Origin of the sequence: Pseudomonas sp. DSP3-2-3, assembly GCF_049898225.1 — a bacterium.
GTDB lineage: Bacteria > Pseudomonadota > Gammaproteobacteria > Pseudomonadales > Pseudomonadaceae > Aquipseudomonas.
Genome location: NZ_JAFCXH010000016.1, coordinates 18,741 through 35,520 on the forward strand (window position 1 = coordinate 18,741; position 16,780 = coordinate 35,520).

At 57.9% G+C, this 16,780-nt stretch carries 14 protein-coding genes; 10 read left to right on the forward strand and 4 right to left on the reverse strand.

Annotation, left to right across the window (positions count from 1 at the left end):
• Positions 1–4: 4 nt before the first annotated feature.
• The 3 genes from uvrC to ACP7E4_RS18610 form a co-directional block, all read right to left on the reverse strand.
• Complete coding sequence (uvrC, locus tag ACP7E4_RS18600; protein WP_426117016.1) at positions 5–1,828, reverse strand: excinuclease ABC subunit UvrC; 1,824 nt, start codon at positions 1,826–1,828, stop codon at positions 5–7.
• A 1-nt stretch (position 1,829) separates the two neighbouring features.
• Positions 1,830–2,474, reverse strand: a complete 645-nt coding sequence (gene gacA, locus ACP7E4_RS18605; RefSeq protein ID WP_020290069.1) for a response regulator transcription factor GacA — start codon at positions 2,472–2,474, stop codon at positions 1,830–1,832.
• 182 nt (positions 2,475–2,656) lie between these two features.
• Positions 2,657–3,025 (reverse strand): helix-turn-helix domain-containing protein, encoded by a 369-nt coding sequence (locus ACP7E4_RS18610; protein ID WP_020290068.1) that lies wholly within the window; start codon positions 3,023–3,025, stop codon positions 2,657–2,659.
• An 81-nt stretch (positions 3,026–3,106) separates the two neighbouring features.
• On the opposite strand from ACP7E4_RS18610, the gene ACP7E4_RS18615 reads away from it, so the two are divergent.
• From ACP7E4_RS18615 to ACP7E4_RS18660, 10 genes are all read left to right on the forward strand, one after another.
• Positions 3,107–3,340, forward strand: a complete 234-nt coding sequence (locus tag ACP7E4_RS18615; RefSeq protein WP_065836543.1) for a DNA-binding protein — start codon at positions 3,107–3,109, stop codon at positions 3,338–3,340.
• A 619-nt stretch (positions 3,341–3,959) separates the two neighbouring features.
• Positions 3,960–5,042: a 3-deoxy-7-phosphoheptulonate synthase gene (locus ACP7E4_RS18620; RefSeq protein WP_426116801.1), complete on the forward strand. Its 1,083-nt coding sequence runs from the start codon at positions 3,960–3,962 to the stop codon at positions 5,040–5,042.
• A 208-nt stretch (positions 5,043–5,250) separates the two neighbouring features.
• Positions 5,251–5,532, forward strand: coding sequence for a peptidylprolyl isomerase (locus ACP7E4_RS18625; protein ID WP_341523901.1), 282 nt, complete (start codon positions 5,251–5,253; stop codon positions 5,530–5,532).
• Positions 5,533–5,919: 387 nt separating this feature from the next.
• Complete coding sequence (locus ACP7E4_RS18630) at positions 5,920–7,788, forward strand: extracellular solute-binding protein (RefSeq protein ID WP_426116803.1); 1,869 nt, start codon at positions 5,920–5,922, stop codon at positions 7,786–7,788.
• Positions 7,789–8,865 carry a microcin C ABC transporter permease YejB gene (locus ACP7E4_RS18635; protein WP_426116805.1) on the forward strand — a complete coding sequence of 359 codons (1,077 nt, stop codon included), beginning with the start codon at positions 7,789–7,791 and terminating at the stop codon, positions 8,863–8,865. It begins immediately after the preceding gene.
• Complete coding sequence (locus ACP7E4_RS18640; protein WP_426116807.1) at positions 8,865–9,887, forward strand: ABC transporter permease; 1,023 nt, start codon at positions 8,865–8,867, stop codon at positions 9,885–9,887. The genes ACP7E4_RS18635 and ACP7E4_RS18640 overlap by 1 nt, the downstream gene beginning before the upstream one ends.
• A gap of 1 nt (position 9,888) precedes the next feature.
• Positions 9,889–11,472, forward strand: coding sequence for an ABC transporter ATP-binding protein (locus ACP7E4_RS18645; RefSeq protein WP_426117018.1), 1,584 nt, complete (start codon positions 9,889–9,891; stop codon positions 11,470–11,472).
• Positions 11,473–11,524: 52 nt separating this feature from the next.
• Entirely contained in the window at positions 11,525–12,937 is a 1,413-nt protein-coding gene (locus ACP7E4_RS18650; protein WP_426116809.1) for a sigma-54 interaction domain-containing protein, read from the forward strand.
• Positions 12,938–13,258: 321 nt separating this feature from the next.
• On the forward strand, positions 13,259–14,650 hold the full coding sequence (locus ACP7E4_RS18655; RefSeq protein ID WP_426116811.1) for a GntP family permease: 1,392 nt from the start codon (positions 13,259–13,261) through the stop codon (positions 14,648–14,650).
• A 10-nt stretch (positions 14,651–14,660) separates the two neighbouring features.
• On the forward strand, positions 14,661–15,431 hold the full coding sequence (locus tag ACP7E4_RS18660; RefSeq protein WP_426116813.1) for a 3-hydroxybutyrate dehydrogenase: 771 nt from the start codon (positions 14,661–14,663) through the stop codon (positions 15,429–15,431).
• Between the two features lies 1 nt (position 15,432).
• On the opposite strand, the gene ACP7E4_RS18665 is transcribed toward ACP7E4_RS18660, so the two are convergent.
• The gene (locus ACP7E4_RS18665; protein ID WP_426116815.1) at positions 15,433–16,608 is read right to left on the reverse strand and encodes a PilT/PilU family type 4a pilus ATPase; all 1,176 of its coding nucleotides are present in this window, start codon (positions 16,606–16,608) and stop codon (positions 15,433–15,435) included.
• Between the last annotated feature and the right edge of the window lie 172 nt (positions 16,609–16,780).

A 16,780-nucleotide genomic window follows, 5' to 3' on the forward strand; every position in this document is an offset into this window, starting at 1 on the left:
CATTCTACTCGCTGTGCAGGTTTGCATAAATCGACTCTGCGAGCTTTTTACTGATTCCGGGTGCTTTGGCTATTTCTTCGATGCTTGCGCGTGACAATTCCTGTAACCCTCCGAAGTGTTTGAGCAGGTCCCGACGGCGCGTAGGCCCAACCCCCGCGACGCCTTCAAGCGTCGAGGTACGACGGGTTTTCCCGCGCCGCGCACGGTGTCCGGTAATCGCAAAACGGTGGGCTTCATCCCGAATCTGCTGGATTAGGTGCAATGCCGGCGAATCCCCCGGCAAGGTGAACTCGTGCGCGGCGTCGTTGAGGTACAGGGTTTCGAAACCGGCTTTGCGCGTCGCACCTTTGGCCACACCCAGAAGAATCAGGTCAGGTACCGCCAATTCATTGAGCACGTCCCGCGCCATGGACAACTGGCCCTTGCCGCCGTCGACCAGCAGGATGTCCGGCAACTTGCCCTCGCCGTCCTTGAGTCTACTGAAGCGTCGGGTCAGCGCCTGGTGCATGGCGGCATAATCGTCGCCGGCGGTAATACCTTCAATGTTGTAGCGTCGGTAATCCGATTTGATCGGCCCTTCCGGACCAAACACCACGCACGATGCGACCGTTGCCTCTCCGCTTGAATGGCTGATGTCGTAACACTCAAGGCGCAGCGGCGGCTCGTCGAGCTTCAACACCTTCGCCAGCGCGTCGAAACGGGCCGCGACATGCTGGCGGTTGGCAAGACGTGCCGATAAGGCCTGTTCTGCGTTGGTTACAGCCATTTGCTGCCAGCGCGCGCGCGTTCCGCGTACACGATGGCTGATGATCAGTTCGCGACCACGAGACTCTTCGATGGCATCTATCAGTGTCGGGAAATCATCGTGAAGCACATTGACGATGACTTCACCGGGCAGCTCACGATCCACACCGCCCAGGAAATACTGAGAAAGAAACGCAGACATGACCTCGCCCACCTCCTCCTCGATACCCACCTGAGGAAAGAAATTCTTGCTGCCCAGAACGCGCCCGCCACGCACGCTGATCAGGTGCACACAGGCGCCGCCGGGATTGACGAAAGCAGCAACCACATCCACATCGCCGGTGCCGCCGTCCATGCTTTGCTGATCCTGCACACGCCGCAGCAATGCGATCTGGTCACGCAACTCAGCCGCGCGCTCAAAGTCCAGGCTCATGGCGGCCTTTTCCATCAAGGCGTTCAACTCGTCGGTCAGCGTGTTGCTGCGACCTTCGAGGAACATGACGGAGTGACGAACGTCTTCGGCGTAGACCTGCGGCTCGACAAGGCCGACACATGGCCCCTTACAGCGCTTGATCTGGTATTGCAGGCAAGGACGTGTACGGTTCTTGTAGTAACTGTCTTCGCACTGGCGGACCAGAAAGGTCTTCTGCATCAGGCTCAGGCTTTCGCGAACCGCCCCGGCGCTGGGGTACGGGCCGAAATAGCGACCTTTGGTTTTTTTCGCGCCTCGGTGAATGCTCAGGCGCGGAAAATCGCCGTCCGACAGGTACACGTACGGGTAGGATTTATCGTCGCGCAGCAGAATGTTGTACGGCGGTCGCCACTCTTTGATAAGTGTCTGCTCAAGGAGCAGCGCTTCGGTTTCATTGGCGGTAATCGTTGTCTCGATCTGGGCGATACGAGCAACGAGCGCGCTGGTCTTGGGTGCGTGGCCGGTTTTGCGGAAATAACTGGCGAGGCGGTTCTTAAGATTCTTGGCCTTGCCCACATAAAGCAGGCGAGCCTCGGCATCGAACATGCGATACACGCCGGGACGGCCGCTGCAGGTAGAAAGAAAAGCACTGGGATCGAACGGTTGATTCATTTCAGGCGCTGGCATCGACCATGCCGTGACGTACTGCCAATAAAGCCAACTCAACATCGCTGCTGATTGAAAGCTTCTCAAAGATACGGTAACGGTAGGTATTGACGGTTTTAGGTGACAGACAAAGTTTGTCGGATATGACCTGGACCTTCTGACAGCCCACGATCATCAAGGCGATCTGTATTTCACGCTCGGAAAGTAAATCGAACGGAGAATTGTTCACTTGCGGCTGGAATGACTTGATCGCCAACTGCTGGGCTATCTGCGGGCTGATGTAGCGCTGACCGGCAAAGACAAGACGAATGGCCTGGACCATTTCGGCCAGTCCGGCGCCTTTGGTCATGTACCCGGCGGCACCGGCTTGCAGCAGACGCGTAGGGAATGGATCGTCCTCGCAAACGGTCACCGCAACAACTTTTATTTCCGGGTGGCTGCGCAGCATTTTGCGGGTGGCCTCAAGACCACCGATGCCAGGCATCTTCACGTCCATCAGAACCACATCGGGTTTTAGCTCGCGCGCCTTCTTCAGCGACTCCTCTCCAGAGTCAGCCTGACCGACGACCTGCAGACCATCTATATCGGCCAGCATGCGTGTGATGCCCGTCCGAACAAGATCATGGTCATCGACAACTAGCACCTTAATCAAGCGGACACCTCGCGAAACGGTCATGACGAATGCTCGTCACCATAGCAAAAACAGTGAGTCAGACCTAGCCAAAAGCGAAGTCTGACTCATATAGAGGTGGTAACGGCAGATATAGCTTTTTGCTACTGATACGGTTGAACGACTTGATTTCCCAGCTTCAACCCGTAATTACGGGCCAAGGCTCAGTTGCCATCGCGATTTCCGGGCTTGCCATGAATTGCATAAGACGCCGACAGTTCCGCCATGGTCGTCGTCAGACGTCTAATGGCATCCTGATCTTCCTTGAGTAGTGATCTATAACTTCCCAGTACCTTCTCCTCGGCATTGCTCAAATTATCGACAGGGATGGGTGTCGGCGTGCCCGTCAGGACGTAAAGCACATCAACGCCTTTGGCCGCAACTGCTGCGAGGTAGTCGGCCTTGGGAGCACGATCACCGCTTTCGTATTTGCCTTGAGCGTTCGCTTCGACACCACCGATTTCTCCGAAGGCACGCTGAGAAAGCCCCAGTCGTTCTCTTTCTTTTCTAAGTCGGTAACCAATTCCACTCATTTGAATGCATAATCCTGTTGACCCCATCCTTACGAATGGTAGAATCTAGATAAATTAAACTGATTTGAACGGTTTTGAACTATGCCCGGAATACGTACCGCTGCACAAGCCAAGGCCTGGCTAGAACAACAAGGTAAATCTGTTCAAGAGTTTGCGCGCGAGAACAGCATCGACCCTGCGACCACCTATCAAGTGCTGGCTGGCCGCAAAAAAGGCCGACGTGGGGAAGCCCACAAAGTCGCGGTATTGCTGGGCATGAAGATCGGCAGCATCCCCACTGCTGTCGAGGCGCAGCCTCAGCAAATGGCCGACTGACCGCAATCAGTCGTACGGTCATGCGGCAACGATGCCTGACGTCCGGTGCTATCAAATAGATAGCGGCTCTGGCGTCGATTGGATTTTCTGATTGAATCCGCACCGCAGGCTGCAGTAAGCTCGCAGCACCTTAACGGAGATGCTCCATGTCCCAGCCAACCTCATCGATGCACCACTCTGCCAGCGTAGATCGCTCGGTAGCGTGCTTCATCGCGTGCGACGGGCTGAACGGCGTTGATCTCCCGAACAGCTTTTATTTTGGGTATTGGTATAGCCACTGGCGCGCCTGATACCTACCTGGCGCCCACACTAAAGGGGACGCCAACCAGAGAAATCTCTACCCCCGGTCGGCTACCCGACCGGGGGTTTTGTTTTTTCAGCCCCTGAACTTTTTTCCCTGAACACTGAATCCATCGAGGAATACGACATGACTTACAGCACTTATTACCGTTACGACAGCCGCTTCGCCTGGCGATTTAGCAACCTCCGCTCGGGACAGCCAGCCGCCTCCGATCGGTCACTTATGGGTGGCAGCCAGTTGCACACAGCCAATACGGCAAATTGTCGAACACATCAGTAGGACCTGAGCGGGAGCGCCCGCCAGTCCAGGAAGCCCAATATGAATTCCTCTGTCTCAGTCAAATCGTCGGACCTGTCGCCCAGCAATCTCACGGTGCTCGACAGCATCCCGGCGCCCCGGCGCTTGCCCAGCCCGCTGCAGCTCAAGTCCCAATTGCCGCTCGATCTTGCCCTTACCGAGCAAGTCGCGGCCCATCGTCGAGCGATACGCGCAATTCTCAACGGCGATGATTCGCGCCTGCTGGTGGTCGTTGGCCCCTGCTCGATTCATGACCCGCAATCCGCCCTGGAATACGCGCAGCGCCTGGCCGATCTGGCCGCGCAAGTCAGCGACCAGATGCTGCTGGTGATGCGTGCCTACGTGGAAAAACCGCGCACGACTGTCGGTTGGAAAGGCCTGGCCTACGATCCACTGCTCGATGGCAGTGACGATATGGCGGGCGGTTTGACGCTTTCCCGGCAATTGATGCGGGAAATGTTGCGCCTGGGCCTGCCCATTGCGACGGAAATTCTGCAACCCATGGCTGCCGGCTATTTCGACGATTTGCTCGGCTGGGTGGCAATTGGCGCCCGCACCACCGAATCACAGATTCACCGGGAGATGGCCAGCGGTTTGCCAATGCCTGTGGGCTTCAAGAACGGGACGGATGGCGGTGTTGCAGTCGCCAGCGATGCCATGCGCTCCGCGGCTCACCCGCATCGCCATTTCGGCATGGACCGCCAGGGCCACCCGGCAATTATCGAGACTCCGGGCAATCGCGATACGCATATTGTCCTGCGCGGAGGCCACGGCGGACCGAACTTCGACCGTCAGAGCGTCGCCAGAATACGAGACAGACTGGAGAAGAATGCGCTCAGCGCCCGAATCATGGTGGATTGCAGTCACGCCAACAGTGGCAAAGACCCGCTGCGCCAACCTCAGGTATTCCGCGACGTGCTGGCTCAACGCCTGCAAGGCGATACATCGCTGGTCGGCATGATGCTGGAAAGCCATTTGTTCGAGGGCTGCCAGCCGTTGAGCGAATCCCTGCGCTACGGCGTCTCGGTAACCGACGGCTGCCTGGGCTGGGACGACACCGAGCAGTTGCTACGCGACGCCGTGGACAAGCTGCGTTACAGATAAGAATGCAGAAATCGCAGCCTTGATCTGACGGCTGGTTTTGCCGCGCTGCGCGTTGATGCGACCGCGCAGGGACGGGGCTTTTTCGGCATTTGAGGCGTAAATGCCTGGCGCCGATGGTCACGTGCCCCGTAACACATTCGGAACTTTTAGCAGGAAAAGCGTCCCTTAATCCGGTAGGCTTTCCCTTTTTTAACAGGAGCAACTTCCCATGGCTAAAGCCACTGCCCGCCACATCCTTGTTTCCGATGAAGCAAAATGCAACGCACTCAAAGCGGAAATCGAAAGCGGTGCTGATTTTGCAGAAGTAGCAAAAGCCAATTCGAGCTGCCCTTCGAGCCGTCAAGGCGGCGATCTGGGTTCGTTCGGTCCTGGCCAGATGGTCAAGGAATTCGACACCGTAGTTTTCAGTGCTCCAGTGAACGTCGTACAAGGTCCGGTCAAGACCCAGTTCGGCTATCACTTGCTGGAAGTCACCAGCCGCCAGGACTGATCGTCCTGTTGCGCGATGATTGAAAAACGGCCCGCCTCAAGCGGGCCGTTTTTGTTCAAGCCGATCATTCCTGGCCCATTATTTTCTCTGGCCGGCTAATACCTCCTGCCCCGCCCCGCAACACGGCAAGTAAATTGCTAACAACGCTATCAGCTGCTCAATGCTGGCTGATTCCTCGTTTGTGTTACTGCCCGCACCGATGGCATCGTATTCCCACCGCCACTTGCGCATCATCTGGTTACAAAGGTGCCCGGTATCCGGTACCTTGAGCGCAGCGGTATTTACCTGTAGATACCTGTGCTGCGTCGGACAACGTGTAAGACATTTCGTCGATCATGACCCTTAACCCTGATGTCCGCCTGCGGAGGTCAGTCCAGGATTCGAGTAATGCGTTTTGTTTTTTCATCGCTGATCGTTGCAACGCTGACCTTGCTGTCCGGCCTTCAAATTTCGTCCGCCGCTCCCCTGCACGCGCTGACCGTCTACGGTGAAGCGCCACGCTATCCCGCTGATTTCAAACACTTCGACTACGTCAATCCAGACGCGCCAAAAGGGGGCAGCATGCGCCGCTCGGCGCAGGAAATCGGTCAGTTCGATCACCTGATGCCCTATCTCGACAAAGGCACCGGTGTTTCGCAGCTCAACGGCATGGTGTACTCGCCCCTGGCCGTGAAGTCCCTCGACGAACCCAATACGGTGTACGGCCTGGTCGCACAAAGCATGGAGCGCGGCGACGACGGCCTGTCCTTGAGGTTCTTTCTGAACCCCAAGGCTCGCTTCGCCGATGGCACGCCAATCACCGCCGAAGATGTGCGCTACACCTACGATTTGCTGATGACCCAAGGCAGCCTGTCATACCGCACTGAATTTCAGGACGTAAAGGCCGTCGAGGTGGAATCGCCGACCCAGATCCGTTTCGACTTCAAAAGTGCCGAGAGCCGCAGCCTGCCTCTGGACCTCGCATCGCTGCCGGTCTTCCCTGAGCACTGGTGGAAAAACCGGGACTTCGCGGGCGGCGGCGGGTTTGAAATCCCCCTCGGCAGCGGGCCTTACAAAGTCGCCAAGGTCGATCCTGGCCGCAGCATCACCTTTGCCCGCGATCCGGACTGGTGGGGCAAGGATCTGCCGGTCAACAAGGGTTTTTATAACTTTGATTCGTTCAGCGTGGAGTATTTCGGCGACACCGACGTCGCCCGCCAGGTACTCAAAGGCGGCGCCTACGATTACAACCGTGAATATTCCGCCACTGCTTACTCGATTCTTTACGACAGCCCGGCGCTGGATGAGGGCCGGTTGCAGAAAGCGCATCTGGCCAAAGGTGCCGTGCAGAGCTCCCAGGGCTTTGTGTTCAATCTGGATCGGCCAATGTTTCAGGACCGTCGTGTGCGGCAGGCACTGGCCATGCTCTGGGACTTCGAGTGGACCAACCGGCAGATGATGCGCAACATGTACATCCGCCAGAACAGTTACTTTTCCAACTCGCCCTTGGCCGCGACGCAATTGCCCAGCGAATCCGAGCTGAAGATTCTTGAACCGCTGCGCGGCAAGATTCCTCCAGAGGTATTCAGTGAGGTGTTCCGCACCCCGAAAACCGACGGCACAGGTTTTATCCGTGACAAACAGCTTCAGGCGCTGGCGCTTCTGGAGGAAGCTGGCTGGATGCCCAAAGGCGACCAACTGGTCAATGCCAAGGGCGAACCGCTCAGTTTCACCTTCCTCAACGGTCAGGCCGGCTTCGAGAAAATCCTCCTGCCTTACAAGCGCAACCTGGCGCAGATCGGCGTCACTTTCGAGATTCGCCGCATTGATGCCGCGCAATACCTGAACCGGGTCATGGCCCGGGATTACGACATGATTGTCACTGGCTATTCGGTTTCGTCGTCTCCCGGTATGGAGTTGTACAACAACTTCGGCTCCAAGGGAGCCCGCGATCCCGGTTCCAGCAACTATATGGTCTTGCAGGACCCGGCCATCGACAGCTTGATTGAAGGCGTCGTTAAAGCTGACAACAAAGCGACGATGGTCGATTACGCACATTGCCTGGATCGCGTTCTGCAATGGGGCTATTACTGGATTCCCAATTATTATCCGCCGGGCGCATCGACCCTTTGGTGGAACCGCTTCGGCATTCCGAAAGTTCAGGCCAGCAATGCGGAGGCCATCGACACCTGGTGGGAAATCAGCCCGACCCCGCTGACCAACGAGCAATTCGCGGCAAAACGCGGTGTTTCAGCCATTGCCTCGGAGATGAAGTGAATGCTCGGCTATCTATTGCGACGACTGTTGCTGATCATTCCTACGTTGCTGTGCATTCTGCTGGTCAATTTTTTCATCGTTCAGGCCGCCCCGGGTGGACCGGTTGAGCAAGCCATCGCCCGCCTGCAAGGCATCGGCGGCGCCAACGCCAGTGTTGGCAGTGCACCTGCCGAGTCGATCAACGCCAATCAATCCCAATCACGTGCCTCCCGGGGACTTGACCCGAAGCTGATCAAGGAAATCGAACGCCAGTACGGTTTCGACAAGCCATTGCATGAGCGCATGTGGCTGATGCTCAAGAGCTATGCCCAGCTGGATTTCGGCAACAGTTTTTTCCGTGGCGCCAAAGTGACGGACCTGATTCTGCAAAAAATGCCGGTTTCGATCTCCCTCGGGTTATGGGCAACACTGCTGACGTATCTGATTTCCATCCCGCTGGGCATTCGCAAGGCCGTCAAGCACGGCAGCCAGTTCGACATATGGAGCAGCACGGCAATCATCATTGGCTACGCCATGCCCGCTTTTCTGTTTGCGATGTTGTTGGTCGTGGTCTTTGCTGGCGGGACTTCACTTAACTGGTTCCCGGTGCGCGGACTGGTGTCGGAAAACTTCGACCAGCTCAGTACCGTGGGCAAGATCGCCGACTATTTCTGGCATCTGGTACTGCCAGTTTCGTCTCTGGTGATCGGTGGATTCGCCACCCTGACGATTCTTACCAAGAACTCATTTCTCAACGAGATCACTCGTCAATACGTGGTGACCGCCCGCGCCAAGGGGCTCAGCGAACGCCGGGTGTTGTATGGCCACGTGTTCCGCAATGCAATGTTATTGGTGGTTGCCGGTATCCCGCAGGCCTTCATCAGCGTGTTTTTCGCCGGTTCGCTGCTGATCGAAGTGATTTTTTCCCTCGATGGTCTCGGACGCATGAGTTATGAAGCCGCAGTGTCACGGGATTATCCCGTGGTCTTCGGCTCGTTGTTCATCTTTACGCTGTTTGGCCTGCTGATAAAACTGGTCGGAGACATCTGCTACACCGTGGTCGATCCGCGAATTGACTTCAGCGCGAGGAATGCCTGATGAACAGACTTTCTCCGCTGGCCCAGCGTCGTCTGGACCGTTTTCGCAACAATCGGCGCGGCTGGTGGTCGTTGTGGCTGTTTTGCGGCCTGTTCCTGCTGAGTTTGGGAGGCGAAATCATCGCCAACGACAAACCGTTGCTGCTCAGCTATCAGCACGGCCTGTACTTCCCGGCCTTCAAGCGCTACACCGAACAGGAATTCGGCGGACAGCTGCCCTTCCAGCCCGACTATCGCAGCGATTACGTGCGTGAGCTGATCAAAAAAGGCGATGGCTGGATGGTCTTTCCGCCGATTCCGTTCAGCGATGACACGCCCAATTACGACCTGAACCGCCCTGCCCCGAGCCCGCCCAGCGAAACCAACTGGCTGGGCACGGACGATCAGGCCAGGGACGTGCTGGCGCGGGTGATCTTCGGGGCGCGGGTGTCGATCCTGTTTGCCCTGGCGCTGACCGTTATCAGCGCGTTGATCGGCATCGCCGCCGGTGCCTTGCAAGGGTATTACGGCGGCTGGGTGGATCTGATCGGGCAGCGCTTGCTGGAAGTCTGGTCCGGCTTGCCCGTGCTGTACCTGCTGATCATTCTGTCGGGCTTTGTCGAACCCAACTTCTGGTGGCTGCTGGGCATCATGGCGTTGTTTTCGTGGCTGGCCCTGGTGGATGTGGTACGCGCCGAGTTCCTGCGCGGGCGCAACCTTGAATATGTCAAAGCCGCCCGCGCGCTGGGCCTGAACGACCGCAAAGTGATTCTGCGGCACATTCTGCCCAACGCCATGAATGCGACGCTGAGCTACTTGCCGTTCATTCTGACCGGGGCAATTTCAACCTTGACCGCCCTGGATTTTCTCGGCTTCGGCATGCCTGCCGGCAGCGCTTCCTTGGGCGAGTTGATCGCCCAGGGCAAGCAGAACCTGCAAGCTCCCTGGTTGGGACTGACCGCCTTCTTTACTCTGGCGCTGATCCTCTCGCTGTTGGTTTTCATTGGCGAGGCGCTGCGTGATGCCTTCGACCCGAGGTCTTGAAATGACGGATAACCTGATCGAAATCCGCGACCTCAACGTCGCGTTCAACGACCAGACCGTGGTCAAGAGCCTGTGCCTGGATATCCGTGCCGGTGAATGCCTGGCGTTGGTGGGCGAGTCCGGCTCAGGCAAATCGGTGACGGCGCACTCCATTTTGCAGTTGCTGCCCACCAGCGGCACGGTAAGTACCGGCAGCATTCTTTATCGCGGGCAGCAACTGCTCGGCGCTGACAGCAAAACGCTGCGCCAGCTGCGTGGCAATCAGATTGCCATGATCTTTCAGGAGCCGATGACCTCGCTAAACCCGTTGCATACGGTGTCCAAGCAGATCGGCGAAACCTTGTTGCTGCACAAAGGCTTGAGTGGCCGGGCGGCGCAAAAACGTATTGTCGAACTCCTTGAGCTGGTGGGCATCCAGCACCCGCAAAAACGTCTCAAGGCTTATCCTCACGAACTCTCCGGCGGGCAGCGGCAACGGGTAATGATCGCCATGGCCCTGGCCTGCGAGCCGGAGTTGCTGATTGCCGACGAACCGACTACCGCCCTGGATGTAACAGTGCAGCGCAAAATCCTGCTGTTGCTCAAGGAGCTGCAGCAGCGCCTTAACATGTCGCTGCTGCTGATCAGCCATGACTTGAACCTCGTGCACAGTGTGGCCCAGCGGGTTTGTGTGATGCGCGCCGGGGAAATCGTCGAGCAGTCCAATTGCCAGACGCTGTTCAAAGCTCCGCAACATCCTTACAGCAAGCTGTTGCTCGATGCCGAACCCGCTGGCGAACCGCTGCCGCGCGATAGCCGTGAAAAAGTACTGCAAGTCGACAACCTGCGCGTCTGGTTCTCCCTGGGCGGCGGCATCTTGCGTCGGCACAACGAATACCTCAAGGCGGTGGATGACATCAGCTTGAGCATCGAACGGGGTAAAACCCTCGGAATCGTTGGGGAATCCGGCTCGGGAAAATCGACACTTGGTCAGGCAATCCTGCGCTTGCTGGAATCGCGTGGCAGTATTCGTTTCCAGGGGCACGCACTGGAGGGACTCACTCAGAAGCAAATGCGGCCTTGGCGTAAACAGATGCAGGTGGTGTTTCAGGACCCCTACGGCAGTCTCAGCCCGCGCATGTCGGTGGCGCAGATCATCAGCGAAGGGCTCGAAGTCCATAGCGAGCTTGATCCGCTGCAGTGTGAAGTCGAGGTGATACGGGTACTGGAAGAGGTCGGGATCGATCCGCAAAGCCGTCATCGCTACCCCCACGAGTTTTCCGGAGGGCAGCGTCAGCGTATCGCCATCGCCCGCGCCCTGGTGCTCAAACCCGCTCTGATTCTGCTGGACGAGCCGACTTCGGCGCTGGACCGGACGGTACAGAAACAAGTTGTCGCGTTATTGCGCCAATTGCAGGAAAAACATGGACTGACTTATCTGTTTATCAGTCATGACCTTGCAGTGGTCAGGGCGCTCGCCCATGACCTGATCGTGGTCAAGGACGGCAAAGTGGTTGAACGTGGCGCCAGCCATGACGTATTCGATGCGCCTCAGCACCCTTACACCAGGGAATTGCTGGCAGCGGCGCATCCGGGCTTTAATTAAAAAACGGGCATTCTGTGCGGCCAGACGCCGGATACAAACAACGGAACACCCCATGAAAGACAGCGACAGCCTCCACGATTATCGGCGGGTACGACAACTGGCGATCCGTTCGCTGTTTGAAATCATCGAGCAATCCAGCGAAGGCACTGTGATCGTCGACAAGGACGCGCGCATCGTCTGGATCAACGAACGCTACGCGCGGCGTTTTGGCCTTGAGGACCCAAGCGCGGCGCTGGGCCAGCCCTGTGAAAAGGTCATCCCCGGCAGTCTGTTGCGACAGGTCGCAACCAACGGCCGCCCGATCCTGCTGGACATGATGGACACCGCCAAAGACCCGTTGGTGGTCATGCGCCTGCCCATCCACGATGTATCGGGCGACCTGATCGGCGCAATCGGTTTCGCCTTGTTCGACGAACTGCACGCCCTGACACCGCTGCTCAAGCGCTACCTGAGCATGCAGGAGGAACTGGCCTCCACTCGTTCGTTGCTCCGGGCGCGTCAGGCCAAATACAGTTTTGCTCACTTCATCGGCACCAGTGCGGCCAGCCTGGAGGTCAAGCGTCGCGCTCGGCGCAGCGCGGGTGCCGATTCGCCGGTGTTGCTGCTCGGCGAGACCGGCACGGGCAAAGAATTGCTGGCCCATGCGATTCACAGCGCATCTCCTCGGGCGCATAAAGCCTTTGTCAGCATCAACAGCGCAGCTATCCCGGAAACCTTGCTGGAGGCGGAGTTCTTCGGCACCGCGCCGGGCGCCTTCACTGGCGCGGATCGCAAGGGACGAGCGGGCAAGCTGCAAATCGCCCAGGGCGGCACGTTGTTTCTCGATGAAATCGGCGACATGCCGCTCGCGCTGCAAAGCAAGCTGCTCAGGGTCTTGCAGGAAAAGGAATACGAGCCGGTCGGCTCCAATGACGTCATTCAGAGTGATATTCGCCTGATTGCCGCCACTTCGATTGATCTCGAAGCGGCCATCAAGCGTGGGGAGTTTCGCGCCGACCTTTATTACCGCCTGAGCGTCCTGCCGATTCGGGTCCCGCCATTGCGGGAACGCCTGGACGATTTGCCGTCCCTCAGCGAAGCGATTCTTGAGGAGTTGCACAGCCAGCACGAACTGGACAGCGGCGCGCTGACCCTACTCGGGCAGCATGCGTGGCCAGGAAATATCCGGGAACTGCGCAACGTACTTGAACGCGCAGCCTTGCTCAGCGATGAGCTGATGCTCAATGCGCGAGATATTCGCGCTGCAATCGGCCAGATAATTCCCTTGCACCCTTGCTTTAGCACAGCAGAGCCATTGGTCTTCGAGACCTTCAGCCAGGCGCGACAGCGGTTCGATCGGCAATTGATCGAACAGGCGTTGATGAATTGCTCGGGCAGCGTCGTTGAAGCTGCCAGCCAATTGGGCTTGGGCCGTTCGACGCTGTACAAGAAAATGGCCGCGTTGGGGATTGCCGAGTCTCAATAGGGAGACTGGGTCTCGTTAATGAGATTGCCGCGCAATCCTGGTGTCTTGCCTGTATTTGCCAGGGGTTAACCCAACCAGCGGCTATTCATGCCCACTGCCTGTCTCTTTATAGAGACTTAAAGGGCGAATTCGTCCTGCACCACAGAAAATTATCGATATAAAACAATAGCTTAGCGATATGGCATGAAACCCGCTATACCCATTACGCGGCCCTTGCCGCTGCCGAAAACAATAACAATATGCCGACCGGATTCAGCGATCCATGCAGAGCGCCCTCGGCAGCCTCTGAGTTCGTTGTAGTCCCAGGCCAGGAGACACTCAATGAGTGTGATCATTGCCTTGGCAGCCCTCGCGCTGTTGATGCTTGCTGCGTACCGTGGTTATAGCGTTATCCTCTTCGCCCCCATCGCCGCCATGGGGGCGGTATTGCTCACCGACCCTTCGGCCGTAGCCCCCGCCTTTACCGGGGTGTTCATGGACAAGATGGTCGGCTTCGTCAAGTTGTACTTCCCCGTGTTCCTGTTAGGCGCCGTATTCGGCAAGCTCATCGAGCTGTCCGGATTTTCCCGGGCCATCGTTGCCGCTGCCATCGGGGTTCTCGGTACTCGGCAAGCGATGCTGGTGATCGTGCTGGTCTGCGCATTGCTCACCTACGGCGGCGTTTCGCTGTTTGTGGTGGTGTTCGCGGTCTACCCGTTTGCTGCGGAAATGTTTCGCCAGAGTGATATTCCCAAACGGCTGATACCGGCGACCATCGCACTCGGGGCGTTTTCCTTCACCATGGACGCCCTCCCCGGCACGCCGCAGATCCAGAACATCATCCCTACAACCTTCTTCAACACCACCGCCTGGGCTGCACCGTGGCTGGGTTTGATCGGCACGATTTTCGTGTTTTGCGCCGGCATGCTCTATCTGCAGCGTCAGCGCAACAAGGCGCAAAAGGCCGGTGAAGGTTACGGCACTGAGCTGCGCAACGAGCCGGAAACCGCGGAAGACATCAGGCTGCCGCATCCACTGATTGCTCTGTCACCACTGCTTCTGGTGGGCTTGGCGAATCTATTGTTCACCTGGTGGATTCCCCAACTGTATGGCAAAACTCACACCCTGGCGCTGCCGGGCATGGCTACGCCGATCCAGACCGAGATCGCCAAACTGACCGCAATCTGGGCCGTGGAAGCCGCGTTGCTCATAGGCATCCTGATGGTGCTGGTGTGTGGCTTCGCCGCGATACGCAGTCGTCTGGCCGAAGGCAGCAAAAGCGCAGTCAGCGGCGCATTGCTTGCAGCCATGAACACCGCATCGGAATACGGCTTCGGCGCGGTCATCGCCTCGTTACCAGGCTTTCTGGTGCTGGCGGACTGGCTGAAAAGCATTCCCAACCCGCTGGTTAACGAAGCAATCACGGTTACCTTGCTGGCAGGCATAACCGGCTCGGCTTCGGGTGGCATGAGCATCGCGCTGGCGGCCATGTCCGAGAGCTTTATCAGTGCCGCCCATGCGGCCAATATCCCGCTGGAAGTGCTGCACCGCGTGGCCTCCATGGCCAGTGGCGGTATGGATACCCTGCCGCACAACGGCGCGGTGATCACCTTGCTGGCGGTCACCGGCCTCACGCACCGCGAAGCGTATCGGGACATTTTCGGCATCACCATTATCAAGACCCTGGCCGTGTTCGTCGTCATCGGCACGTTCTACGCCACGGGCATCGTTTGAGGTACACAACATGAGTCTGCAAGGTAAAACGGCACTGGTCACCGGTTCCACCAGCGGCATTGGCCTGGGTATCGCCATGAGTCTGGCCAAGGCTGGCGCGAACCTGATCCTCAACGGCTTCGGGGATGTCACTGCGGTGATCGCCGAGGTCGAACAATTCGGCGGCAAGGTTGGGCATCATCCCGCAGACGTCAGCAAACCCGAGCAGATCGCGGACATGGTTGCCTACGCGCAGCGTGAGTTCGGCGGCGTCGATATTCTGGTCAACAATGCCGGGATTCAACACGTCGATTCGGTGGAGGATTTCCCGATTGAACGCTGGGACTCGATCATCGCGATCAACTTGTCGTCGGTGTTCCACAGCACGCGGTTGTGCTTACCAGGGATGCGCGACAAAGACTGGGGGCGCATCGTCAATATCGCCTCGGTGCATGGACTGGTCGGCTCGACCGGCAAAGCCGCCTACGTCGCCGCCAAACATGGCGTCATCGGCCTGACCAAAGTCGTGGGCCTGGAAACTGCGACCAGCAACGTGACCTGCAACGCCATCTGCCCCGGCTGGGTGTTGACCCCGCTGGTGCAGCAGCAAATCGATGATCGCGCCGCAGCCAGCGGCGACGCGCAGCAGGCCAGGCACGATCTGCTGGCCGAAAAACAACCGTCGCTGGAGTTCGTCACCCCGTCACAGCTCGGCGAACTGGTGTTGTTCCTGTGCAGCGACGCCGCCGTTCAGGTACGCGGCGCGGCGTGGAATGTCGACGGCGGGTGGCTGGCGCGCTAAGTCAGGCGTCCCGCTTGCCGTCGTCACGCTCATCCACCAATCCCCAATCCGCCACTTTCACGCTGACTGCTGGCGTAGGTGGCGGTGGCGGCGTGGTCAGTTGACCGGTAACGCCGCCTTCCCCATGCAGCTTGAGGCGCAGACGCACGTTGTTCAGTGAGTCGGCGTGCTTGAGCGCCTCTTCTTCGCTGATGACCCCCTCAATCGCCAACTCGTAAAGCGCGGTATCAAAGGTCTGCATGCCCAAACCGCCGGACTTTTCCATGATGCCTTTGAGTTCGTTGAGCTCATTGCGCTGGATCAGATCGCGAATGGTCGGCGTGCCCATCATCACTTCCACCGCCGCGCGGCGCTTGCCGTCGGTGGTTCTGACCAGCCGCTGGGAGACGAACGCCTTGAGGTTGTTGCCCAGATCGTGCAGCAGTTGATTGCGGCGTTCTTCGGGGAAAAAGTTGATGATGCGGTCCAGCGCCTGATTGGCATTGTTGGCGTGCAACGTCGAAATCGCCAAATGGCCGGTATCGGCGAATGCCAGGGCATGCTCCATGGTTTCCCGGTCGCGGATCTCACCGATCAGAATCACGTCCGGCGCCTGGCGCAGGGTATTTTTCAAGGCCGAATGGAAACTGCGCGTGTCGACGCCCACTTCGCGCTGATTGATGATCGATTTTTTGTGGCGATGAATGAACTCCACCGGATCTTCAATGGTAATGATGTGGCCGCTGGCGTGGCGATTGCGGTAATCGATCAGCGCCGCCAATGACGTGGACTTGCCCGAACCCGTGCCGCCAACGAACAGCACCAGCCCGTGTTTTTCCATGATCACATCGAGCAGCACCGGCGGCAGGAACAGATCCTCGAAGCGCGGAATGTCCAGTTTGATATTGCGAGCCACGATGGACACTTCGTTGCGCTGCATGAAAATGTTGATCCGGAACCGGCCGATGCCGGCCATGGAAACCGCGAGGTTCATCTCCAGCTCACGATGAAATTCCAGCTTTTGCTCGGCATCCATGATGCCTTGTGCAACAGCGGCAATTTCACCCGGCTTCAGGGTTTCGGTGCCCAACGGCTTGAGTACGCCGTTGAACTTGGCGCACGGCGGCGCACCGGTAGAAAGATAAAGGTCCGATCCATCCTGGCTGGCCAGAATCTTTAACAACGCCGGAAAATCCATAATCAGCACCGCACGAAATAAGGTAAATGAGGATGGGTCACTTGCATGCGACGCTTGCCCCGAACAACAGTTCATCAATCGAAGGCGTGTAGCTTGGCCGCAGAAGGTCACCGGACGCAATCACTGATGCGCCAGGTTTTGAAAAACCGTTTCGCTTGATGTGTGATAATGG